Raw genomic sequence first — 20,335 nt, 5'->3', positions numbered from 1 at the left:
ATGGATTTTTAGTAGTCGGCTGGTAAGGGATTGGTATGAGTCTAGAAACGGACGATGGTCACGACGATCATCACCATCACCATCTTCCAGCGGTAGAAGATTGGCCACGTGGATTCGGTGAAGCAAGCTGGTGGCCATTTATCACTGCCGTTGGTGGATCCGGAATCTACATCGGGATGGCGCTGTGGATTCTTCGCGACGTCGTTGGATCACCACTGATCGGTATCGGAGCCGCAGTTGCAAGCATTGGCTTGTTCCTTGTCGGTATCTATGGCTGGCTCTACCATGCGTTCATTACGAAGTTCTGGACGCGCGATATCACTGCTGCAGGTCCCGTTTCGCTTCGATGGGGAATGATCACATTCCTCGGGACAGAGATCGCGACCTTCGGTGCGATCTTTGCATACTACTTCTACTTCCGTGCAGGAACTGATTGGGCGCTCCCGGCTGCAACACCGACGGAGGCGTTGACCGGTTCGCTCATCATTGCAAATACGATGGTCCTGATTGCGTCGTCCTTTACGCTTCACTGGGCGCATCACGCAATCCGACACAATGATCGGAAAAACTTCGTCCGCGGAATGGGTCTCACAGTCTTTTTAGGGCTGGTGTTCCTTGGCGGACAGACGCTTGAGTACTACCAATTCATTGTCACATACGGATTTAATTTCACTGAAGGAGTCTACGGATCTGCATTCTTCGGATTGACCGGCTTGCACGGGCTACACGTTGCACTCGGTATCGTAATCCTCTCGATCGTGTTTATTCGTGGCCTCTATGGGCAGTACTCCGCAGAACGGCATCTCTCAGTCAGTACCGCATCGATGTACTGGCACTTTGTCGATATCGTCTGGGTGTTCCTCGTCGTCGTCCTCTATGTCGGCGCAGGGCAGATCTAACTGATTTATTTTACAGCGATTTATATTTCTTCTTCAGTAAGCGTTAGCGATTCGACGACCTTTCGATCGGTTTCGGTATATCGATAGATTACTCCTTCCATCTCATCATCCGTCCGTTTGTGGCTCCCATCACAGAACGGTCGATCGTCGCTGAGGCCACACTGACAAATTGCGATATCGCCGTACTTGGGGTCGATGTCTGATTCATCAATGCGAAGCGGTTCCGTCTTTGTAATTCGAACTTCCCGGACCATAGCACTGATTTTCCACCCACGATCAAAACTGTGTGCCAGTTATGTTTCAATCGACACAACAGCTTTTGGGCTCAGCACAATCACCCAAATAGAAAATAAGAGCGCACCGTACAGCTCAGGCAGTGCAAGCCCCGGCCCCGGGAAATACCCTGCACCCCAGAGAATCCATCCGAGCATGTGTATCGGCACAAACGCGATCGAAATCTTCCCTGCGCGTGTCCGCAGACGTAGCAGTCCATCGATCGCAAACAGCGCGGTAACGGTGAGATAGAACGCAACTGCGACCGGGGTATGTAGCGGGTTATCCATCGGGAAGACGCCAACAGCAGCCATGAAACAGAGTCCAACAGCCAGCGCCACGCCAATCACGCTGTGTTTCCACCCTGAAATCTCTGTGGCGATTGCGTATGCGAATGGGAGGCCAATGAGTGCGCCACCCACAAGTCCGCCGTTGAATATCCATGCAACACCAGGTTCGACTCCAAGCTCTGAGAGCGGAGCGTGTGTCCAACTGAATGTGGGCGATAGCACTGTTGCGAGCATAATTCCACCAACTGTCACACAGACTGCAGCGGCCCCGCTCCAATCGACCGCTGTCGATCGCCAGTCTGTCGCGCGTCTCTCCATACGATACCCGCTCAGATCGACTGAATAAAACCGTCGAAAATCCCGGTTGTGTCAGGAAGGCACAGTGCCCCGTCAGTAATTGTCAGCGGATCTGTAACCACATCTTCTGCAAGAAATGATCCAGTAGCAAGTCCGCATGGACGACAGCGTGGAATTGCCGCTGCAACGTGTGCAGCAGTCGTCCGGGCGACGGCAGCATCAATGGTTGTCGTCACGACAACATCGAGTCCATGTTCTTGGGCTGTCTGTGCTGCGCGTGCAGTTTGTTTCGGCCCACCGAGCACCATCGGTTTGAGAACAAGGATATCTGCTGCATCAGCAGCAATCAGTTCAGTCACGGACGCTCGTTGAAGCGATTCATCAACCGCGATCGGAACGGCTCCCCTCTCTCGGAGCATTGTATGCCCCTCTATATCTCCTGCAGGTAATGGCTGTTCAAGATACTCAATACCGATCGCTGCAAGCGTTGGCAAACAATCGGTTGCGGTTTCTCGATCCCACCCGCCGTTTACATCTACCCGAATCGCGATCGTCTCACCAACTGCGTCTCGGACTGCGCGAGCGCGATCGAGATCATCTTCGGGATTGGAAACACCCATTTTGAGTTTGAGACAGCGGAATCCGTTTTCAACGGCAGCAATCGCTTGATTAACCGTCTTTTCAGTCGTCTCTGCACCGATCGTGGCGTTCAGTGGAATGGCGTCGCGTCCAGATGAGCGGCCAAACACCGTTTTGCGAAGATACGCGGCAAGTGAACAACCATTTTGCCGTGCCGCGGCATCAAGCTCAGCAGACTCGATCGCATGGGCACAGGCGGGATGTGTTGTCGGATCCGGTGCCGTCGCATCTGTATTCGCATAGGTTGTAAGTGCCGTTTCACACTCGTCGTAGCGTTCAGTCCACCCCGGCAACGGTGTTGCTTCTCCCACGCCAACCGTCCCATTACGATCGATTCGGAAAATAAACCCACGCCGTTCGGTTATGTCTCCGTGCGCTGTCGAAAGCGGCTGTTTGAGACGGAGTGAAAATGGTGTAATCATTTCAGTAGTGCACGGTCGCCGTTAGATCGCAAGACCCACCGTGAATAAGACTGCGTACGCTGCAAGCAGTTTTCCGGTTTGTTCCAGTGCCGGGTTCAACGCAGCACCCTCCGTCTTTGTTAGCACCGTTTGCGTTACGCTCACTGCAAGCGGCAGCGTCACAAGCGGGAGCAGTGCTCCGAAAGAGGACTCTGTGAGTACGAACCAGAATGGCGTTGCATAGGCAAGCACCATCAGCGCCACATACTGAACCCGACTCACCCGGTACCCAAACCGAACGGCGAGCGTTCGCTTTCCGGTTGTTGCGTCCTCTCTTCGATCGCGGATGTTGTTCACGACGAGAATGTTCGTTGAAATCGCTGCGATTGGGAGGCTTGCAACGAATGCCGCGGCGGTGACGGTTCCGGCAGGGACTCCGATCGACAGCGGTGCTGCAAGCACGGCTGCCGCTTGGACATAGTAGGTTCCCATCACGGCGATGACGCCGAAGAAGACAAACACGAAGACGTCACCCAGCCCATGGTATCCAAGCGGATATGGGCCGCCAGTGTAGGCAATCCCACTCGCAACCGAGATGAGTCCGATCACGAGGATTGGAACACCACCAACATAGACAAGATATGTTCCAACAAGAATCGCTGCCGCAAACGTGAGATACATCGCACGTTTCACCGCAGTCGGTTCGATGATTCCAGCCTGCGTCACTCGAGTAAACCCCTCCCGAGCCTCAGTATCTGCACCCTGCACTGCATCGTAGTAGTCGTTTGCAAAATTGGTCCCGATCTGAATCAACGCGGCTCCGATTAGTGCAGCGAGTGCGGGAAACAGTGCAAAGACGCCATCGTTCCACGCAAGCCCAACACCAACAAACACCGGTGCTGCCGCAGCAGGGAGCGTCTGCGGTCGTGCAGCCATCACCCATGCCTTTGGCATTGACACCTCCTGCATACTCATTATACCGTATAGGAATCGGTCATGCAAAGCGGCTATGGTTACGTTGTCAGCGTGTATTACTCAATAGTGCCATGGGAACTCACGGAATCGTGGCTCCCGCTTTTCGAGAAACGCGTCCCGCCCCTCTTTTGCTTCATCTGTCATATAGCCAAGCCGAGTGGCCTCTCCGGCGAACACCTGCTGTCCAACCATGCCATCATCTGCAAGATTGAATGCATATTTCAGCATCCGCATCGCGGTTGGGCTCTTTTGTGTCATCTCATCGGCCCACTCGATCGCCACGGATTCAAGCGACTCGTGATCGATCGCTTCATTCGCCATGCCCATCTCAACCGCTTCGTCCGCGGAGTAGGTTTTCCCACGGAAGAAAATCTCCCGTGCTTTCTTCTGTCCAACCTGCCGGGCAAGATATGCGGAGCCAAAGCCACCATCAAACGATGCAACATCCGGATCCGTTTGGAGGAACTTTGCATGCTGTTTGCTTGCAAGCGTAAGATCACAAATCACGTGGAGGGAATGGCCACCACCAACTGCCCAGCCGGGAACAACCGCAACAACTGGCTTTGGCATGAATCGGATAAGACGCTGGACCTCAAGGATATGCAGTCGTCCAGCTTTTGCCTCCCGGACTAACGGATCGTCGTCACTGCCTGCTGCATCGTCATCACGATACTCATACCCGGAGCCACCGCGGACGGACTGATCGCCACCGGAACAGAATGCCCAGCCGCCATCTTTGTTTGATGGACCGTTTCCAGTGAGAAGCACACAGCCGATATCTGCTTGCTTTCGTGCATGATCAAGGGCGGCATACAGTTCGTCCACGGTCCCTGGTCGGAACGCATTTCGAACCTCCGGGCGATCAAATGCGATCCTGACAACCGGCACATCGACACCGCGATGATAGGTAATGTCGTCAAATTCGTCCGTGACTGTCTCCCATCGATCGGGGTCAAACAGCTCTGAAACCATGCAGTGTAGAGGTGGAGTGTTACTAAAAAATGACCGACAACAAGCGCGTAGCCCGATACGATCGCGGTCATATAATTTAACGATTGTCTGAAGAAACGCTATATTAGTATGTTTATCAATACATGAAAACTGTTTTAGATTCGATGCTAGTAGTATTAATATTGATTAATAGCGATTTGTAGTGTTTGAGGAGAACGTTGATGAGCACTGAACAGTAATCATGTTGTATGAACACAAACCACGCAGATATTGATCCATATACTCCTTCGACTGGATACTACGAATGTGTCTCGTGTACGTACCGTGAGCATCGAACAGACAGCCCAGGAACGTGTCCGCACTGTGGCGACACCGTTCGTAATATTGCGGTTTCGCGCGAGTAACAGTACTATTCTCGGCTGTACTCTATCGCTCCTGCATAGTAATCTAACACACCGACAGCAACCGCCCCGATTACCGCTACCCCAACAAAGACACCAACAACGGTTGGTGTCCAGACCCCTCCAGTCTGTGTGAGGTGCTCATCAACACGGACAACAGGTGCACGCAGCGCTCCAACAATGAGGCTGACAAGAAATGCAATCGTTGCGGCTCGATATCGCTTCAGTGCAAATCGTACCGCGTAGGCGACTGTAAATAGCCCACAGACAGCACCAATCATGAATGTAATAACGGGTGGTGCAGTTTCGATCGCCCCCGAAATGCCGTTTCCAGTGAGAATCCCCAACACCGATCGGACAAATTCCGAGAGTGCATTTGACATATACTCATACTGCCCAAGCAAAATGAGAAGGAGCGAACCGGAAATACCGGGTAAAATCATTGCACTGACTGCGATCGCACCTGCAACAAATATCATCACGCTCCCAGTTCCAAGCGTGCTTGCAGCCTGTCCTGAAACAAGAAATGCGAGAATAAACCCACTAACTGCTGCGACAATGCGTCCACGTGTGTCAAGCCGGACATCTCGGTAGAGAACGATCGCGCTCGCTGCAATCAACCCAAAAAAGAAGCCAAAGGTGTGAATCGGATATGTCGCAAGGAGATACGAAACGATACTTAAAACAGTAACAACTGCGGTGCCAACCCCTGCAATTAGTGCAACGAGAAACCCCATATCGAGTTCAGCGAGTGCCGCACGGGCATCATCGCGGTACGGCGCCTTGATCCCACGGACAACTCGGTAGAGTCGTAGAGGGGTAACTGCAGTTATGGCCGCAATGAGGCGCTCATAGATGCCGGTTATCAGTGCGATCGTACCGCCAGAGACGCCAGGAACTGCGTCTGCAGCACCCATACAGAGCCCTCGGAGAAAAATACCGACGAGCTCACGGGAGGTAGTCATCAACGCACACTGTGAGATGGAGACAGTTAGGTATGCGTGTTTTCCGTACTAACAGGGAGAGCCTAAATTACAGACGGTCCTTCTCAACGAACTCCCGAATCGCGGCTACCTCCTTGTAAATTGATCGCCATTGTGCCACTGATCCGGGAATCTCAGCTCTGTCCTGCGCTCGATCGCTATTCGAGGATTCAATATATTCCATCACAGCTTGTGGTGACTTGATATCCCGGAACCACATATCGGCCCCGCCTGCCACCTCGATCGACACCGTCCCGTATCCGAACAACGAGCCACGAACTGACTGTGTGTAGCCAACGTTTTGCACATGTTCGAGTGAGATTCGTCGAACAGTTCGACTCAGCACGCCACTATGGGCCCAGACAGCGTGCTCGGTGACAACGTACTGGAGCCGTTGCAGATACAGATATGACCAGCCAATAATGAGCAGTCCGATAATCGCACCCAAAACAAACAGGGACGACAGGGCACTCGCTGCCCACGCCGACCCAATAATGAACAGCACTCCAATCACGACGCTTGGGAGAATATGTGCTGTTCGTGGCTGTCCCTCCCACTGGATTCGCTCATCTCTGGGTAGCCACGTTGGTCTCTCCCTCTCATCGCTCATCTGTCTGATCGCCTCGTGGGTGCTCTTGTTCGATGGCGTTTGTTGATTCGATCGCAGTTCGAATCGCTTGTAATTCGGTGAGAATGTTTGCGAGGACATCTTCCTTCGATGGTTCATCAGCATGCCCCTCGCGATCGCGTTTTTCGCTTCGTTTCTCCGCTTGTCCTGTAATTAGGTCCTGCAGTTGGGCCGGTTCGGGGACGCTTCGAAACTGTAGCTCAACACCTGAACTACCGGCGGTGCTCACATTCACATTACCGTATCCGAAGTAGGAGCCAACCGCGGTCTGCATGTATGAGATATTCTGTACTTTATCGAAGCCAATCTGTTGGACATCTCGGGAGAGAATCCCGGACTTTCGATATAAGCCACGGCTAGTCACAACGTAGTTCGTGTTTTTGAAATCAAGATACGCCGCAATCAGAATCGGAATTCCAATGAGAATAAACACCAGCGGAATGCCGATCGCAAACGAAGGGACAAGGCTACTTTTGTGCGCTGTTGAGGCCCACAAAATCTCCTCACCGTCGTCAATAGAGAGCCAGTCAAGGTCTGTGGAGAGGTCAAGGTCGCCACTTCCGTCTGGAACAATCGGGGACGTTTGTTCTGTCTGTCCGTTCATGAAGGCTCTCTCACAGCCAACTGATTAAAAAGGTGCGACCAATACGACCAATCAGTTACTGTGACGACCTTTTGAGCGACAAAACGGTGCGATCGAACTCACAGACCAACTCATCAGCTGCTTCCGGGGAGACAGTGAACACCTCAACATGCATCGTCACAACGCCGCGCGCTCCATCGCTTGTTTCACGCTTTTCGGTCACAGTCGACTGTGCGCGGATCGTATCGCCATGAAAAACGGGTGCTGGGTGTGAGACATTATCGTATGAGAGGTTTGCGACGATCGTTCCGTCTGTCGTTTCCGGGATTGAAATACCCACTGCAAGCGCCATTGTATATATTCCGTTAACGAGCCGCTCGCCAAACTGCGTTTCAGATGCGAACATCGCATCAAGATGGAGTGGCTGCTGGTTCATCGTCATATCACAGAACCGTTGGTTATCGCTCTCGGAGATCGTTCGGCGTCGTTTATGTTCGATCGTCTCACCAACAGTAAACTCCGCAAAGTAGCGTCCAGCCATGCACGCAGATTCACAGCCGCGGCAAAAATTATATCGATTGTTCATGGGTTCCAGCAAGCAGGTCATCCAACGCGAGCGCTCAAGTAGCTCCTCGAAGCATACAATATATGGCTCGACGAAGCGTTCTTTTTTCACCAGGCGATCGACCGGAGCTACTCCGAAAAGCATCCCAAACCGAGGCGGACGTCATCGTCTTCGATCTTGAAGATGCAGTCTCACCAGCTCGAAAAGACGACGCACGTAGTGCAGTCCGCTCAGTGCTCACAGATCCGGACTTTTCACCAACTGCTGAAGTTTGTGTTCGGTTATCAGGCGTTGACGATCGTGCAGACCTTGCTGCAATCTGTGCAGATGGCTCCGTAGTGGACGCAATCATGCGATCGAAAGTTGACGATCCCGCGCAGATTGACGAACTGCAGGCACAGCTGATGGGGTATGATGATGATCTCACGCTGTATGCACTGATTGAAACGGCACAAGGAGTGCTCAATGCTGAGGCGATCGCGGCAGCAACAGCCACTGATGTCGTTGTGTTTGGAGCTGAAGACCTTGCCGCGGACTTGGGTGCAACGCGTACAACGGAAGGCACTGAAGTGTTGTATGCCAGAGAGCGTGTTGTCCTCGCAGCAAGTGCTGCGAACATTGATGCGATCGATACTCTCTACACCGACTTTAGCGATACTGAAGGGTTAAGAACCGATACGGAGTTCTCTCTGACACTTGGGTTTGACGGAAAATTAGCGATCCACCCAAACCAAGTTCCAGTAATCAACGATGCATTCACACCGACAGACGAACAGCTCGAGTGGGCAAAAAAAGTGCTCGCCGCTCGCGATGAGGCTGCTGCGTCCGATCGGGGTGTGTTTCAGGTTGCTGGCGAGATGATAGATGCACCGCTTATTGCACAGGCAGAACGCATTCTTGAACGGGCAGCCTAATCTAGCTGTGCTTGCTCCGTCACAATTAATCCCATTGCTCACACTGCTAGATGTATGAGCGATGATGCCAATCCGTTCGAGAGCCTGGGCACGCAGATTGATGAAGCAGCCCAGTATCTCGATCTCGACGAGGATGTGTTGACGCGGCTGAAGAATCCAGAGCGTGTGTTGGAGACAAATCTCTCCGTTGAGATGGACGATGGCTCAATCGAGGTCTTCCGTGCATATCGATCGCAATTTAATGGCGACCGTGGCCCGTATAAAGGTGGCATTCGATACCATCCTGGCGTCAATCGCGATGAAGTAAAGGCGCTCTCCGGGTGGATGGTGTACAAATGCTCGATCGTCGACATTCCATACGGCGGAGGCAAGGGCGGAATCGTTATTGATCCAAGCGATTATAGCGAAGTTGAACTGGAGCGCGTAACCCGTGCATTTGCCAAAGAGCTTCGGCCGTTCATTGGCGAAGACAAAGACATCCCCGCTCCTGATGTCAACACTGGCCAGCGCGAGATGAACTGGATTAAAGACACCTACGAGAAGCTTGAAAACACAACTGCACCGGGCGTAATTACCGGAAAGGCGATTGAATCCGGTGGCTCTGAAGGGCGCGTCGAAGCAACAGGCCGATCGACAATGTTGGCTTCGCGTGAAGTATTCGACTACCTTGGAAAAGATATTGAGGGCGCAACGGTCGCCGTGCAAGGGTTTGGAAACGCTGGTTCGATTGCAGCCGCCCTCCTCGATGACCTCGGGGCAACGATCGTTGCCGTTTCTGACTCACGCGGAGGGATCTATAATCCGGATGGATTCGACGTACGCGATGTCAAATCGTTCAAAGCTGAACAGGGAGCAGTCGGTGACTATGATGATACTGCTGAGCAGCTCACAAACGACGAGCTGTTGACACTGGATGTTGATCTGCTGATTCCGGCAGCACTCGAAAATGCGATCGATAAATCACTCGCTGAAGATGTGCGAGCAGATGTGATCGTCGAAGCCGCAAATGGCCCGCTCACCCCCCGAGCGGACACAGTTCTCACTGAGAAGGAGGTTCATGTTGTTCCGGACATTCTTGCAAACGCCGGTGGCGTTACGGTCTCATACTTTGAGTGGGTACAGAACCGTCAGCGGTTCCACTGGACTGAAGAGCGGGTTAACGATGAATTAGAACGCATTATTGTTGCGGCATTTGACGATCTGACCACAACGTTTGAGGAAACTGCAGCACCAAATCTCCGAACCGCGGCGTATGTCGTTGCAATCGAACGCGTCGCTAACGCCTACAAACAGAGCGGAAACTGGCCGTAGAAAATCATCGCAGTTACGCGGTTATTTTTGACTGCAACTGCCCAGCGAGATACTCCGCGATCGGCTGTGATTCGGTCTCAACAAACCGTACCACTTCGGTTCCATCCTGTTCAACAACGACTGTTGGGATGCGTTCGATTTCGTACGCCTCAACGCCGGGGCCGGATTTGCTTCCGTCGTCGCTTTTTTCAACAGGATAGTGCTCGATCGACTCCTCAGAAACACCAACGGCTTCGAGTGCGGCTGCAAACGCTGGCAGTTGCTGTTTGCAATCGATACACCAGTCGCCACCCCAGATCTTGAACACAAGGCCATCTGTGCCGAGAACTGCAATCTCATCTACGTTGCCGGTCCACTCAGCTACGGGTGTGAGCGTTTCAAGTTCCATGGCTCACCCTTCGTTTGGAACGGATATAATCACCCCGCTCGCGGCGAGGTTTCGTGCTATTCGAGTGAGATCGACTCCTGATTCTCCGTTCGCCACGCTTCGACATCTTTGATCGCATGCTCCGGTGGAACATCGATCGACGGGTTCTCTTCGAAGAAGTGCGCTGGCTCTAATTTGAATGAGAGCATCTTTGCTGGAAGCACCGGCCAATCCTCGGGCACACTGACGTGTGTTTGACAGAGATTGTACCAGACAACAAGATCCTCATTATCGATCGATCGATCCTGTTTGATCCACGCTGGGAGCCCCTCCCCACCCGGGTTTTGATTTGGATATGATCCTGCAGGGAATCGCTCGTCATCGTCGTACTGCGTCACCCAGAAGTGCTTCTGTGCAAACCCTGCGCGCTTGTCATTTGCAGAGCCGGGCAGTTGTGCGAACCGTGTATTTGAGCCCGTTTTTCCTCGTAGCCGATACCCGACAGGCTCACCAGTTGCACTATTCTTTACGTTTGGATTGATGATCTCCCATAGTCGACCGGTGTGTGTATTTGTGAGTCGGCCAGTCTCACCCTCACTGCTGAACCGACGACGTGACATATACGCTGCATTTCCATGCGGATTGAGATGCATCCGATCGGGTTCACGGTGTGGCTGTGGGTCGTATCCCTCTGGACCATACGGCACCGTGTTGAGTTCTACTTCTCGAACCGCATTCTGTGGCCCATCCAACTCAAAGTCGAGTCGAGCGTTGAACACGTGTTGGTGGAGCATCGATTTATGTCCCGGACCGATCGTTTCCGAGTACCCGGTTTCACGCTCATCAGTGTCCATGAGGCCAGTCGCATTGCAGCCGGTAAGCCGAACCTGTCCCTCAACCGCACCATCTTGATAGAAGTACCAGTAGAAGCCGAAATCGTAGTTTCCGATTGTTGAAATAAATGAAATCACTAATCGTCGGTTTCGCCGCACTTCGGTATCTCCTTCGCGCCAGTCGTAGTGCTTCCAAAGAAGCCCATAATCCTCCTCGTGCAGACAGATCGCGTTGTCAATGATCTGTGGCTCACCATCTCCGTCGTTTAGTACGCCGTCCCAATAGTGCATATAGCCGAGACAGTCACAGCCATCTGTTAGCGAGTTCGCGAGCCGTCCAAGCCCATACTCACCAACGTCAAACGGCGTTTTCCAATCGTGATCCGGATCCGGGTCATTGTATGCAGTGACCACTTCCGGCCATGACGCACGTCGGAGGATCATCCGCTCGTCTCCATCATCGTCATACCGGATATTGTACAGGACAAGACCCTCTCGGTGGTTGAATCCGACTCTAATTGTCCAGTTTTGCCACGAGACGGTGTGGCCGTCAACCGACCAACTTGGTCCCTCTGGCTGTACTGCATGATACGGTTTCAGATCGTCTCGGAGTTCGACTTCCGCTTCCCGATACCGATATGTGTTGAGATTCGTGACCACATCCTCGTTTTTTGGCCCCGTATCAACAAGTTTCACAACCGCGCGCTCGTCTAAATCAACCCATGCGTGGATTCCTGAGAGCGGGCGATTGTATGCGGTTGCGGCCTTGTCGTCTGCATCTGCGTTGACCCACGCAATCCCATGTGCAAGCCGACGACCCCGATCGACATCCGCAGGCACAAAATCATACCCCGCAGACCATGCCGTAACGATTGCATTGGCTGGGTCTGCCCCTCGGCGCTTGACGGCTTCTTGGAATTCCGGATGGGACGTAACCACCTCTTCGACCTCTACAAACTCCTCACCGATCATCCGCGGTTGACCGCGATCGATCTCCTCCCATGAGACGAGAGCTCCGCTGTCGATCGAAACAACTCCCTCGTATGACGTGTGGCTCTCCTTGTCTCGGACGACAACCGACGCCTGTCGATCGGTGTCGGATTCACCTGCCTCATACGATCTGAGAGTTACTTTTGAGGGCTCTTTCAGCGTGATTTCAACAAACCGTGTGTCTGCGCTGAGCGCTTCCGAGTCAAGAACCAGATCACGAGCCTGTTCGATCTCCGCAGGTGTCAACGGTGCAAGTGGATGGCTATCTTGCTGTGTATCAGTATCAGCCATGAGCACATATCGAATGTGGAACTCAATAAACAGATTTGGCCCTTGTGTGATAGAAAACGACACCCAACCTTGCCGGTGTCCGCCACCTGTTTAGGCCCCAAGCACGTAGCCACGAATAATGAAGCGAAACATTCTGGACACGATCGGCTCACCGCTCGTCCAGGTCGACTCACCAGAGGGGTCGACGATCGCTGCAAAAATTGAATCAAAGAACCCGGGTGGCTCTGCAAAGGACCGACCGGCACTCGCGATGATTGAGCGGGCCGAAGCACGCGGACAGCTCTCTCCGGGCGACACAATCGTTGAACCAACCAGTGGAAACACGGGGATTGGTATCGCAATGGTGGCTGCTGCAAAAGGGTATACTGTGACGATCGTCATGCCAGCCTCGAAATCTCCAGAGCGGAGACAGATTATGCAGGCATACGGTGCAACGCTTGAACTCGTTGATGGAAATATATCCGATGCAAAAGACCGAGCTGATGAGCTCGAAAAAACCGAGGGAATGGTCCAACTGCGGCAGTTTGAAAACAGCGCAAACCCGGATGCACACTACCGGACAACCGGTGAGGAGATTGTCGAACAGGTTGGCGATCGAACCGTTGACGCGTTTGTTGCAGGCGTTGGCACCGGTGGCACACTCTCCGGAATTGGCCGCCGGCTCAAAGAGGAGTATCCAGATGTAGAGATTGTCGCTGTTGAGCCTGCGGACTCCGCAGTGCTTTCAGGCAAGGAGCCGGTTGGAGACTCCTTCCAAGGAATGGGCCCTGGTTTCATTAGCCCAAATCTTGATACAGAGCTTATCGACTCGGTCGAAACGGTGACGATCGACGAGGCAGAAGCGGAGTGCCGTCGGTTGGCACGTGAGGAGGGAATCCTGGTCGGCCAATCAAGCGGTGCATCAAATGTCGTTGCACGGCGTGTTGCAACCCGGATTGCAACGCCAGAGGCGGAGTGTCCGGAGCCACCACGGACGGTCTCCTTTGGCGATGATGTCTCTGTCAAAACTGACGGTGGTGAGGAAGACTGCCCACTGATAATCACTGTCTTCTGGGATAGCGGTGAACGGTATCTGTCGACCGGGCTCTTTGATTAGCGGTCTCTTCAATGCGAAAATTCGCGCTTTGCGACGCGTACAACCACTGTTTCTTCGACGTCTTGGAGGTCGTACGATGGAATTGACCCATCAATACGCGTTACGTACATCGGCTCAACAAGCCGATTTTCGGTTACTCCATAAACCGTGAGATACTGGTCAGTCTCTTCCGGTGGGAGCTTTCGATCGCGAACATCTGTCGCAAGCAGCCGCGACAACCATTCGTTGTTGCTAATTGATGGCTCTTTAATCAAGACCGTGTCAACAAAGCGGGTAAGATACCAGTTGAGATCGTTACAGAGCGCAACCGCCGCACCGAGGCTTACGGTATCTACGGCGATCGAATTCGCAAACGGTTGGCTGAGTGTGTATGTTTGCAGCGCAGCCCGTGAGGTATCTCGCGAAAAAAGCTCATCACGGAGGCTGATATCCAATTTTCCCACAAAGCAAACACGTGTCACGTCTCTACACAATTGATCGGGGAGTATAGCGGTTATGATCGAAAAGCTAAAAATATTGACATCGTCTGCAGACCGAAGTTATGAGGCTTTGGCTTCGATTGGTTCTGTGCTGCCCTCGGTTACGAATTCGAATCGTGCACCACCGGCTGTGGATTCTCGCAATCGCACTGTCCATCCATGTGCTTCCGCAATGGTCTGGACGATCGCGAGCCCGAGTCCACTCCCCTCCTCGTTCGTTGTGTAGCCTTGCTCGAAGACATCCTCACCAGTTTCTGGATCGATACCGGGACCCGAGTCCGAAATATAAAATCCGTCCTCTGTTGGTAGTGTCCCAACGGTTATGCTGACAGCTGCGCCACCATGCTCGACTGCGTTCCGAAGACAGTTCTCAAAGAGCCGAAGAATCCGAGCTCGGTCACCGTCGATGGTGGTCGTCTCAACAATTGATAGTGTCGCGTTTGGTGCGTCGATCGAGTCCCACGCAGCAGTGCTGACGGCGTCTAACTCCAGTGGCTCTGCATTGGTTATAATTGCACCATCACGTGCAAGCGTAAGTGCATCCTCGATGATCTCCTCAGCTCTGTTGTGAGCCGTCTCAATTTCACTAAAGAGCGTATCGTGATTCTTGACATCCATCCGGAGCAGTTCGAGATTCCCTTTTGCAACGGTGAGTGGATTTCTCAAATCGTGTGAGACTGTTGAGGCGAACGTGTCGAGCCGATCGTTCTGCCGTTGGAGCTGTTTTTCTCGCTGTTCTGTTATCATCCGCTGCCCGTCGTAGAGTCCAATGGCGACACCGATGACTGCACCTCGAACAAATCCGTTGTGGACCGTCGCGATCCGATCGGCCAAGACAACTCCCTCCGCTTGTTGAAACAGGATTGTCGCAAACTCGAACGCCATCATAAGTGATCCAACCACGAACAACCACAGCAGTATTCGTTTGGTTACTGTTTGTGAGAGGCCCTGAGTATGCATCCACCAGCCTGCGCCAACTAATATTGTTGAAAAACAGAGCGGGAGAAACGACCGAACCAATAGCGTAACTACCTGATCGCTTGGGTCCGTAAGAAGCGTAAAAATAGTTATCGACCCAGTGAGGAGGCCGATCGCAGAGACGATTGCGGCAGACTGAGACTTGGTCACTGTCTGAAAACAGCGCAGGGAAAGAATAAATTACTATTGATATACTGACCAGTTTCGCTGTTTAGAACGTTGAGATGTCGCCTTCGATCGTCTGGCGAGTAATGTCTGTCACGTCTGCGAGCTCTCGATCGATAATCGCTCGAATCTCCGCTTCAACATCGGACACGTCGACACCATCGACCGTGACAACCTGTGCGTCTGCGACATGTGGTTGGTCAATCGGCCGTCCGATCTGGCTCAGGAGTCGAACCTGCAGATCACGGATGCCATCAACTTCTGCAACGACGCTTTCGGCAATCTTCGTTGAGAGCAAGTTGTAGATCTTTCCGATGTGGTTGACCGGATTCTTCCCGGAGGTTGCTTCCATACTCATTGGTCGATTTGGAGTAATGAGGCCGTTTGCGCGGTTCCCTCGGCCGACGGAGCCATCGTCTCCCATTTCTGCGCTGGTCCCAGTCACGGTCAGATAGATAGATCCCTCATCATAGTCGTCTGCAGTATTCACATCAACGTTGACTGATCGATCGGTGTACTCCTGCGCTAATTCAGTGACAAACGTTCGAACATTTTCAACTGCGGTGTCATACTCATCAAAATCGTTGATATAGCTGTCAACCATTGCAGCAGCAACCGTAATGTCGATCTCGTCACCCTCACGCTTGCCCATGATTTTCACATCCGGCCCAAGTTCTGGGTGCGAATCTGCGTAGGTCGTATTGAGTTCGTGTTCGGCGCTGAAGACGATCGTTTCAGTTTCGGTTAGTGGAGCATGGCCAACACCAAACGATGTATCGTTAGCCATTGGAACTTCAACAGCGTCCTCTCCGAAGACATCTTGTAGATCGCCCGACCCCTCGCCAAGTTTGACATCGACAATCACATCATGGCCAAACTCAAGCTCTGGAATACGTTCGCTGAGATACTCTCTGGCCGCACTCAGTGCGGTCGAATCAACAGGAAGCTGTTTACCGTCGTACTCTTTTGTTGCACGCCCAACAATAAGGATGTAGATCGGCTCAATAACCTCTCCACCTCCAAATGCGGGTGCCGCACGTCCTGCAACAAGTTGGGTCTCGTCAGTATTGTAATGGAGTACCTTACCGACGCGGTCGAGATATAGCTGTGAAAGCGCCCGCGAGACGCTTTCTGCAATCCCATCACAGATCGAATCAGGGTGCCCGATTCCTTTCCGCTCAACAATCTCTACATCTTGGTCCTCGACTGCGCGACGATCGAGTTCACTTACCTGAATGTTGCGTTCCATTGACCTTCGATTGGATTTGGCGGGTGCTATAACTTGCGGAAACCTTCTGTGCTCAAAGGATAACCCTGAAACATCTTGAAACCAATATTTGACGCTACTTCGTGTCAGGTTCCAATAACATGCCAAGATAAGATGTTCGAATCTGTTCACTTGCGTCTAACCCCAGCGTTGTCAAAAGTTCTGTCGCTCCCTCACGTGCGGCTTCGATCGCAGCCGCTTCGGCTTCCGTTTCGATTTCAACAAATTCGCCAAGTTCAGACACCGAATCGAGCGTGATTGTATATCCATCGATTTCGTAGAAGGTACGCTCTTTTTCAACGGTTGCGGCAGGCGTAAATCCGAGTGCTTGTAGCGCTTGATCTAGTGTGTTACCGTCTGCAACGATTGTTTCATGCTCCAAACGGGTCTTCGATTCGGCCTCGATAAGCGGCCCTTTGTATGTCACTTTATTAGTCTCGGAGTCTGCAGTTTTCTCCCGTCGGATCCGGAGCGCCTCATCAGTTTCGGCAAAATCACGATGTGGGGCATTGTAGTACGTGTCAATCTGGGTTCGATGATCCGTCTCCGTTGCCCCTCGTTTACGTAACTGGTCACGAACTGGTCCGTGATCGGTTTCAATCTTTATTTCGACCTCGTACATAGTCGCCGTTTTGGGTCGAAGTATATAAACAGCCAACACAGGATGGGAGAATGTTGATTGAGCTTTGCGGTTGAACTGTTGATGCCGGAGTGAACAAGAAATGAGTTCGGATACAGCTGGGCCACTTGACGGCTTGCGAGTCGTTGATTGCTCGGGGATGATAAGCGGTGGATTTGCGACGACACAACTCGCAGACTTTGGTGCGGATGTGATTATGGTTGAACATCCGGAGTACAAAGATTCGCTTCGTGCATGGCCGCCGTTCGATCAAGACACCTCGCTGTGGTGGAAATCGATCGGTCGAAATAAACGATGTGTAACGCTCAACCTCTCCGCTGAGGAGGGTGCAGAGCTACTCCTTGAACTCATTTCTGATGCAGACGTCTTTATTGAGAACTTCCGCCCAGGAACCATTGAGCGATGGGGGCTTGGTCCAGACGTACTGCAGGAACTCAATCCCGAGCTAGTTATTGTTCGGATATCCGGATATGGGCAAACCGGACCGCGATCGGACAAACCGGGCTTTGGAACGGTTGCGGAAGGACTCTCTGGCTGGGCACATGCGAACGGGTTTCCGGATCGTGAACCGCTCTTGCCACCGATCAGCCTTGCTGATCTAACGACTGCCATGTTTGCAGTCCAAGCAACAATGTTTGCAATCTATGAACGGGAGGCAGGCGGGCAAGCCGGAACGGGTAGCGGGACAGGGCAAGTCGTAGACGTCAGCCTCTATGAGCCGCTCTATCGGCTCTTTTTGGGCGAGGTTGAAGGCTATGACAAAACCGGAACGGTGCGAAAACGGACGGGCAATCGGCACCCAAACGCCGCCCCACGAAATGTCTATGAAACCAAAGACGGGTACATGACGCTTTCAGCGTCTAACCAGCGAACATTTGAGCGGGTAATGCACGCGATCGATCGCGAGGATCTCATTGATGACCCACGCTTTGCGGACAACGACGGTCGGGTAGAGAATGTTGAACCACTCGATAACGCGATTGAAGCGTGGACCACAGAACGAACAACAGCCGATGCGGTCGCAGCGATGGAGGCCCATGACGCGATCGTTGGGCCAGTGTATACGATCGCAGATATCTTCGAAGATGAACAGTTTCAGGCACGAAATAACGTTATCGAAGTTGACGATGCGGACGTCGGCCGAATTAAAACTGCAGGACCCGTCCCGAAATTCTCACGGACACCGGGTCGTGTGAATCACATGGGTCCGGGCCACGGTGAACACAATAACGAGATATTCGGAACCGAGCTTGGGCGATCGACCGAAGAGCTTGATGAGCTTCGAGAGGCAGGGGTCCTGTAATGGCACTGTGTGATGTCACGCTCCGTGAAGGGGATCAACTTCCCGGGCGATCCTACAGTGTTGAACAGAAGGTCGATGCCGGGCTCAAGCTCGACCAATTGGGAATTCAGTATCTCCAACCGGGCTTTCCAATCACGGGCGAGAAAGACCAAACCGTAATCAAAGAGCTTGCAGCGAACACCGATGCGGAGATTATTGGCCTTGCACGGGCGCTTGAAGGCGACGTTGATGCAGCTGTAGATGCTGAGTCGGACGTTGTTGAGATTTTTGGCTCGTTCGCAAAGCGGTATCTCGATAATGCACTTGAAAGTGACAAAGACACAATGAAAGAGATGCTCCGAACGGCCGTCGATCGGGCACACGAACGCGGCACAGCGGTTCATCTAACGCTTGCGGATGCGTTCCGCACCGACATTGCGGAACTCCAGTCGGTGATCCCGACGTTTGCTGATGTTGACTGTCTTGTGTTTGCAGATACGGTCGGTGTTCGAACACCGAGATCGGTCCGAGAGACACTGACTGCGCTTTCGGATACAATCACCACCGATCGGTTGGGTGTCCACTTTCACGATGATATGGGGGTGGCAACGGCGAATGCACTCGTTGCATACGAGCTGGGTGTGCATCGGATTGACGCAAGCATCGCATCATTTGGTGAGCGTGCGGGCAATCCAGCACTAGAGGAGATTATCACGTGTCTCGCCGTTGAGTACGGGGATGAGCTGTCGATCGAGACGGAGAAACTGATTCCAACGTGCCGGTCTGTACTCGCGGAACTTGGAGAGTCGATTGACGATCGGAAAGCGATTCTTGGTGATGCGGTGGTCACCCACGAGTCCGGGATTCACACCGCAGCAATGCTCACTGATCCAAGTACATTCGAGCCGTTTGATCCAGCAACGTTTGGTGGTGAGCGGCGACTGTTGTTCGGTGCTGGAACCGGGCGATCGGCTGCGCGAAAACTGCTGGAACGTGCGAATATTGAGCCAACTGTCGATCGCATTCGTACGTACCGGGATGCACTTACCGAACAGGGGCCACTTGAGACCAAGCGAGCAGTTAAATTGGCAACAGAGTTGTTTGAAACTGGGAAGAATCAAGCTAACTAGCGTTGGTTTTTTATAACAACTAGAATTTTGTGGACTGGTTGTGAATGACAATCTACGTGAGCGACTATGTACCAAGCAGAGTTGCGGATTGAACAAGAGCGCCCGTGTGTCCTCTCAACACTTGAAACAGGCCCACATGATCGGCTTGACATTGATATTGAAGAGCTTCACGATGAGAATGTGACGTTCATTCTGAACGCGGGCGATCGGCTGGATTCATACAAAAAGACACTTGAAGAGTCCGATGAGGTTGTCCGCGCTAAACAGTTAGATGAAGATCGACTTCTTGTGACAAAACGCTCTTGTAGTGCATACAACGCGGTGTACAAACATAACGGGATTTTGCAACGGCCAACTCGGATTGACAGAAATGAGCGTATCTACAGCATTCTGTTATTTAACAGAGATGATCTCAAAGGGATGATCGAGGCATTTCGGGAAGTTGGGAGAGTCTCACTGACGAGCCTCACAACGTACGAAGGGGTTGTATCTCCACTCACAGACCGCCAACGTGAGGTGTTGGAGGTTGCACTCGATTCAGGGTATTTTGAGTGGCCTCGGACAACGGATAGCGAAACGCTTGCCCAAGAGCTGGATATTAGCCGGGCAACGTTTCTCGAACATCTACGTAAAGCGGAACAGAAACTCCTTACTGATGCATTGAATGACCAGCATCGCTACAAACTTCAGTAGTACTCTTTCGAGCG

The 20,335-nt window shown here is 52.5% G+C and carries 23 protein-coding genes; 8 read left to right on the top strand and 15 right to left on the bottom strand.

The features are described 5' to 3' along the window. Positions 1-35: 35 nt before the first annotated feature. On the top strand, positions 36-899 hold the full coding sequence (locus AArcSt2_RS10385; protein ID WP_174653553.1) for a cytochrome c oxidase subunit 3: 864 nt from the start codon (positions 36-38) through the stop codon (positions 897-899). A gap of 20 nt (positions 900-919) precedes the next feature. On the opposite strand, the gene AArcSt2_RS10380 is transcribed toward AArcSt2_RS10385, so the two are convergent. Genes AArcSt2_RS10380 through AArcSt2_RS10360 form a run of 5 tightly spaced genes read right to left on the bottom strand, consistent with a single transcriptional unit; the run spans position 920 to position 4,746 of the window. After that, the gene (locus AArcSt2_RS10380) at positions 920-1,153 is read right to left on the bottom strand and encodes a CDGSH iron-sulfur domain-containing protein (RefSeq protein WP_174653554.1); all 234 of its coding nucleotides are present in this window, start codon (positions 1,151-1,153) and stop codon (positions 920-922) included. A gap of 39 nt (positions 1,154-1,192) precedes the next feature. Continuing rightward, the gene (locus AArcSt2_RS10375; RefSeq protein ID WP_250584399.1) at positions 1,193-1,780 is read right to left on the bottom strand and encodes a DUF998 domain-containing protein; all 588 of its coding nucleotides are present in this window, start codon (positions 1,778-1,780) and stop codon (positions 1,193-1,195) included. 11 nt (positions 1,781-1,791) lie between these two features. Further along, complete coding sequence (menC, locus tag AArcSt2_RS10370; RefSeq protein ID WP_250584397.1) at positions 1,792-2,820, bottom strand: o-succinylbenzoate synthase; 1,029 nt, start codon at positions 2,818-2,820, stop codon at positions 1,792-1,794. 21 nt (positions 2,821-2,841) lie between these two features. Further along, positions 2,842-3,774 carry a 1,4-dihydroxy-2-naphthoate polyprenyltransferase gene (locus AArcSt2_RS10365; protein ID WP_250584395.1) on the bottom strand — a complete coding sequence of 311 codons (933 nt, stop codon included), beginning with the start codon at positions 3,772-3,774 and terminating at the stop codon, positions 2,842-2,844. Positions 3,775-3,834: 60 nt separating this feature from the next. Next, positions 3,835-4,746, bottom strand: a complete 912-nt coding sequence (locus tag AArcSt2_RS10360) for a 1,4-dihydroxy-2-naphthoyl-CoA synthase (protein ID WP_174653558.1) — start codon at positions 4,744-4,746, stop codon at positions 3,835-3,837. Positions 4,747-4,973: 227 nt separating this feature from the next. Here AArcSt2_RS10360 and AArcSt2_RS10355 point away from each other — a divergent pair, with 227 nt between their 5' ends. Then, complete coding sequence (locus tag AArcSt2_RS10355) at positions 4,974-5,129, top strand: rubrerythrin-like domain-containing protein (protein WP_174653559.1); 156 nt, start codon at positions 4,974-4,976, stop codon at positions 5,127-5,129. A gap of 5 nt (positions 5,130-5,134) precedes the next feature. Here the strand turns inward: AArcSt2_RS10355 and AArcSt2_RS10350 are convergent, their stop codons facing one another. The 4 genes from AArcSt2_RS10350 to AArcSt2_RS10335 form a co-directional block, all read right to left on the bottom strand. Next, a complete protein-coding gene (locus tag AArcSt2_RS10350; protein WP_174653560.1) occupies positions 5,135-6,091 on the bottom strand; it encodes a DUF368 domain-containing protein in 957 nt (318 codons plus the stop codon). Between the two features lie 67 nt (positions 6,092-6,158). Beyond that, the gene (locus AArcSt2_RS10345) at positions 6,159-6,719 is read right to left on the bottom strand and encodes a PH domain-containing protein (RefSeq protein ID WP_174653561.1); all 561 of its coding nucleotides are present in this window, start codon (positions 6,717-6,719) and stop codon (positions 6,159-6,161) included. Continuing rightward, positions 6,709-7,341, bottom strand: coding sequence for a PH domain-containing protein (locus AArcSt2_RS10340; RefSeq protein ID WP_250584393.1), 633 nt, complete (start codon positions 7,339-7,341; stop codon positions 6,709-6,711). The genes AArcSt2_RS10345 and AArcSt2_RS10340 overlap by 11 nt, the downstream gene beginning before the upstream one ends. 55 nt (positions 7,342-7,396) lie before the next feature. Next, the gene (locus AArcSt2_RS10335; RefSeq protein WP_174653563.1) at positions 7,397-7,861 is read right to left on the bottom strand and encodes a MaoC family dehydratase; all 465 of its coding nucleotides are present in this window, start codon (positions 7,859-7,861) and stop codon (positions 7,397-7,399) included. Positions 7,862-7,968: 107 nt separating this feature from the next. Here AArcSt2_RS10335 and AArcSt2_RS10330 point away from each other — a divergent pair, with 107 nt between their 5' ends. Together AArcSt2_RS10330 and AArcSt2_RS10325 are read left to right on the top strand one after the other, a co-directional pair. Beyond that, complete coding sequence (locus tag AArcSt2_RS10330; protein ID WP_250584391.1) at positions 7,969-8,799, top strand: HpcH/HpaI aldolase/citrate lyase family protein; 831 nt, start codon at positions 7,969-7,971, stop codon at positions 8,797-8,799. A 54-nt stretch (positions 8,800-8,853) separates the two neighbouring features. Then, on the top strand, positions 8,854-10,110 hold the full coding sequence (locus AArcSt2_RS10325; protein ID WP_250584389.1) for a Glu/Leu/Phe/Val family dehydrogenase: 1,257 nt from the start codon (positions 8,854-8,856) through the stop codon (positions 10,108-10,110). Positions 10,111-10,123: 13 nt separating this feature from the next. Here AArcSt2_RS10325 and AArcSt2_RS10320 read toward each other — a convergent pair whose 3' ends face one another. Both AArcSt2_RS10320 and AArcSt2_RS10315 read right to left on the bottom strand, forming a co-directional pair. After that, positions 10,124-10,498, bottom strand: coding sequence for a TlpA family protein disulfide reductase (locus AArcSt2_RS10320; protein ID WP_250584387.1), 375 nt, complete (start codon positions 10,496-10,498; stop codon positions 10,124-10,126). A gap of 56 nt (positions 10,499-10,554) precedes the next feature. Then, positions 10,555-12,591 (bottom strand): primary-amine oxidase, encoded by a 2,037-nt coding sequence (locus AArcSt2_RS10315; RefSeq protein ID WP_250584385.1) that lies wholly within the window; start codon positions 12,589-12,591, stop codon positions 10,555-10,557. 118 nt (positions 12,592-12,709) lie between these two features. Between AArcSt2_RS10315 and AArcSt2_RS10310 the strand changes: the two genes are divergently transcribed. Further along, positions 12,710-13,687 (top strand): PLP-dependent cysteine synthase family protein, encoded by a 978-nt coding sequence (locus tag AArcSt2_RS10310; RefSeq protein WP_250584383.1) that lies wholly within the window; start codon positions 12,710-12,712, stop codon positions 13,685-13,687. An 8-nt stretch (positions 13,688-13,695) separates the two neighbouring features. On the opposite strand, the gene AArcSt2_RS10305 is transcribed toward AArcSt2_RS10310, so the two are convergent. From AArcSt2_RS10305 to cyaB, 4 genes are all read right to left on the bottom strand, one after another. Beyond that, positions 13,696-14,148: a DUF5804 family protein gene (locus tag AArcSt2_RS10305; RefSeq protein ID WP_174653569.1), complete on the bottom strand. Its 453-nt coding sequence runs from the start codon at positions 14,146-14,148 to the stop codon at positions 13,696-13,698. Positions 14,149-14,226: 78 nt separating this feature from the next. Then, the gene (locus AArcSt2_RS10300) at positions 14,227-15,294 is read right to left on the bottom strand and encodes a sensor histidine kinase (RefSeq protein ID WP_250584381.1); all 1,068 of its coding nucleotides are present in this window, start codon (positions 15,292-15,294) and stop codon (positions 14,227-14,229) included. Positions 15,295-15,355: 61 nt separating this feature from the next. After that, on the bottom strand, positions 15,356-16,558 hold the full coding sequence (locus AArcSt2_RS10295) for a methionine adenosyltransferase (RefSeq protein WP_174653571.1): 1,203 nt from the start codon (positions 16,556-16,558) through the stop codon (positions 15,356-15,358). Between the two features lie 94 nt (positions 16,559-16,652). Then, complete coding sequence (cyaB, locus tag AArcSt2_RS10290) at positions 16,653-17,198, bottom strand: class IV adenylate cyclase (protein WP_174653572.1); 546 nt, start codon at positions 17,196-17,198, stop codon at positions 16,653-16,655. Between the two features lie 100 nt (positions 17,199-17,298). Between cyaB and AArcSt2_RS10285 the strand changes: the two genes are divergently transcribed. From AArcSt2_RS10285 to AArcSt2_RS10275, 3 genes are all read left to right on the top strand, one after another. Further along, positions 17,299-18,519 (top strand): CaiB/BaiF CoA transferase family protein, encoded by a 1,221-nt coding sequence (locus AArcSt2_RS10285; protein ID WP_250584379.1) that lies wholly within the window; start codon positions 17,299-17,301, stop codon positions 18,517-18,519. Beyond that, the gene (locus tag AArcSt2_RS10280) at positions 18,519-19,628 is read left to right on the top strand and encodes a LeuA family protein (RefSeq protein WP_250584377.1); all 1,110 of its coding nucleotides are present in this window, start codon (positions 18,519-18,521) and stop codon (positions 19,626-19,628) included. Before AArcSt2_RS10285 ends, AArcSt2_RS10280 begins: the two co-directional genes overlap by 1 nt. Before the next feature lie 66 nt (positions 19,629-19,694). Further along, positions 19,695-20,321: a helix-turn-helix domain-containing protein gene (locus tag AArcSt2_RS10275; RefSeq protein WP_174653575.1), complete on the top strand. Its 627-nt coding sequence runs from the start codon at positions 19,695-19,697 to the stop codon at positions 20,319-20,321. Positions 20,322-20,335: the final 14 nt, after the last annotated feature.

The organism is Natronocalculus amylovorans, assembly GCF_023638035.1.
Lineage (GTDB): Archaea > Halobacteriota > Halobacteria > Halobacteriales > Haloferacaceae > Natronocalculus > Natronocalculus amylovorans.
Note: the sequence above shows the minus strand (reverse complement) of the source record. Positions and strands in the feature narration are given on the sequence as shown.

What these genes read in the sequence shown, in the direction of transcription:
- AArcSt2_RS10385 (WP_174653553.1), top strand. Translation starts at nt 36, where the DNA reads ATGAGTCTAGAAACGGACGATGGTCACGACGATCATCACCATCACCAT.
- AArcSt2_RS10380 (WP_174653554.1), bottom strand. Translation starts at nt 1,153, where the DNA reads ATGGTCCGGGAAGTTCGAATTACAAAGACGGAACCGCTTCGCATTGAT.
- AArcSt2_RS10375 (WP_250584399.1), bottom strand. Translation starts at nt 1,780, where the DNA reads ATGGAGAGACGCGCGACAGACTGGCGATCGACAGCGGTCGATTGGAGC.
- menC (WP_250584397.1), bottom strand. Translation starts at nt 2,820, where the DNA reads ATGATTACACCATTTTCACTCCGTCTCAAACAGCCGCTTTCGACAGCG.
- AArcSt2_RS10365 (WP_250584395.1), bottom strand. Translation starts at nt 3,774, where the DNA reads ATGAGTATGCAGGAGGTGTCAATGCCAAAGGCATGGGTGATGGCTGCA.
- AArcSt2_RS10360 (WP_174653558.1), bottom strand. Translation starts at nt 4,746, where the DNA reads ATGGTTTCAGAGCTGTTTGACCCCGATCGATGGGAGACAGTCACGGAC.
- AArcSt2_RS10355 (WP_174653559.1), top strand. Translation starts at nt 4,974, where the DNA reads ATGAACACAAACCACGCAGATATTGATCCATATACTCCTTCGACTGGA.
- AArcSt2_RS10350 (WP_174653560.1), bottom strand. Translation starts at nt 6,091, where the DNA reads ATGACTACCTCCCGTGAGCTCGTCGGTATTTTTCTCCGAGGGCTCTGT.
- AArcSt2_RS10345 (WP_174653561.1), bottom strand. Translation starts at nt 6,719, where the DNA reads ATGAGCGATGAGAGGGAGAGACCAACGTGGCTACCCAGAGATGAGCGA.
- AArcSt2_RS10340 (WP_250584393.1), bottom strand. Translation starts at nt 7,341, where the DNA reads ATGAACGGACAGACAGAACAAACGTCCCCGATTGTTCCAGACGGAAGT.
- AArcSt2_RS10335 (WP_174653563.1), bottom strand. Translation starts at nt 7,861, where the DNA reads ATGGCTGGACGCTACTTTGCGGAGTTTACTGTTGGTGAGACGATCGAA.
- AArcSt2_RS10330 (WP_250584391.1), top strand. Translation starts at nt 7,969, where the DNA reads ATGGCTCGACGAAGCGTTCTTTTTTCACCAGGCGATCGACCGGAGCTA.
- AArcSt2_RS10325 (WP_250584389.1), top strand. Translation starts at nt 8,854, where the DNA reads ATGAGCGATGATGCCAATCCGTTCGAGAGCCTGGGCACGCAGATTGAT.
- AArcSt2_RS10320 (WP_250584387.1), bottom strand. Translation starts at nt 10,498, where the DNA reads ATGGAACTTGAAACGCTCACACCCGTAGCTGAGTGGACCGGCAACGTA.
- AArcSt2_RS10315 (WP_250584385.1), bottom strand. Translation starts at nt 12,591, where the DNA reads ATGGCTGATACTGATACACAGCAAGATAGCCATCCACTTGCACCGTTG.
- AArcSt2_RS10310 (WP_250584383.1), top strand. Translation starts at nt 12,710, where the DNA reads ATGAAGCGAAACATTCTGGACACGATCGGCTCACCGCTCGTCCAGGTC.
- AArcSt2_RS10295 (WP_174653571.1), bottom strand. Translation starts at nt 16,558, where the DNA reads ATGGAACGCAACATTCAGGTAAGTGAACTCGATCGTCGCGCAGTCGAG.
- cyaB (WP_174653572.1), bottom strand. Translation starts at nt 17,198, where the DNA reads ATGTACGAGGTCGAAATAAAGATTGAAACCGATCACGGACCAGTTCGT.
- AArcSt2_RS10285 (WP_250584379.1), top strand. Translation starts at nt 17,299, where the DNA reads ATGAGTTCGGATACAGCTGGGCCACTTGACGGCTTGCGAGTCGTTGAT.
- AArcSt2_RS10280 (WP_250584377.1), top strand. Translation starts at nt 18,519, where the DNA reads ATGGCACTGTGTGATGTCACGCTCCGTGAAGGGGATCAACTTCCCGGG.
- AArcSt2_RS10275 (WP_174653575.1), top strand. Translation starts at nt 19,695, where the DNA reads ATGTACCAAGCAGAGTTGCGGATTGAACAAGAGCGCCCGTGTGTCCTC.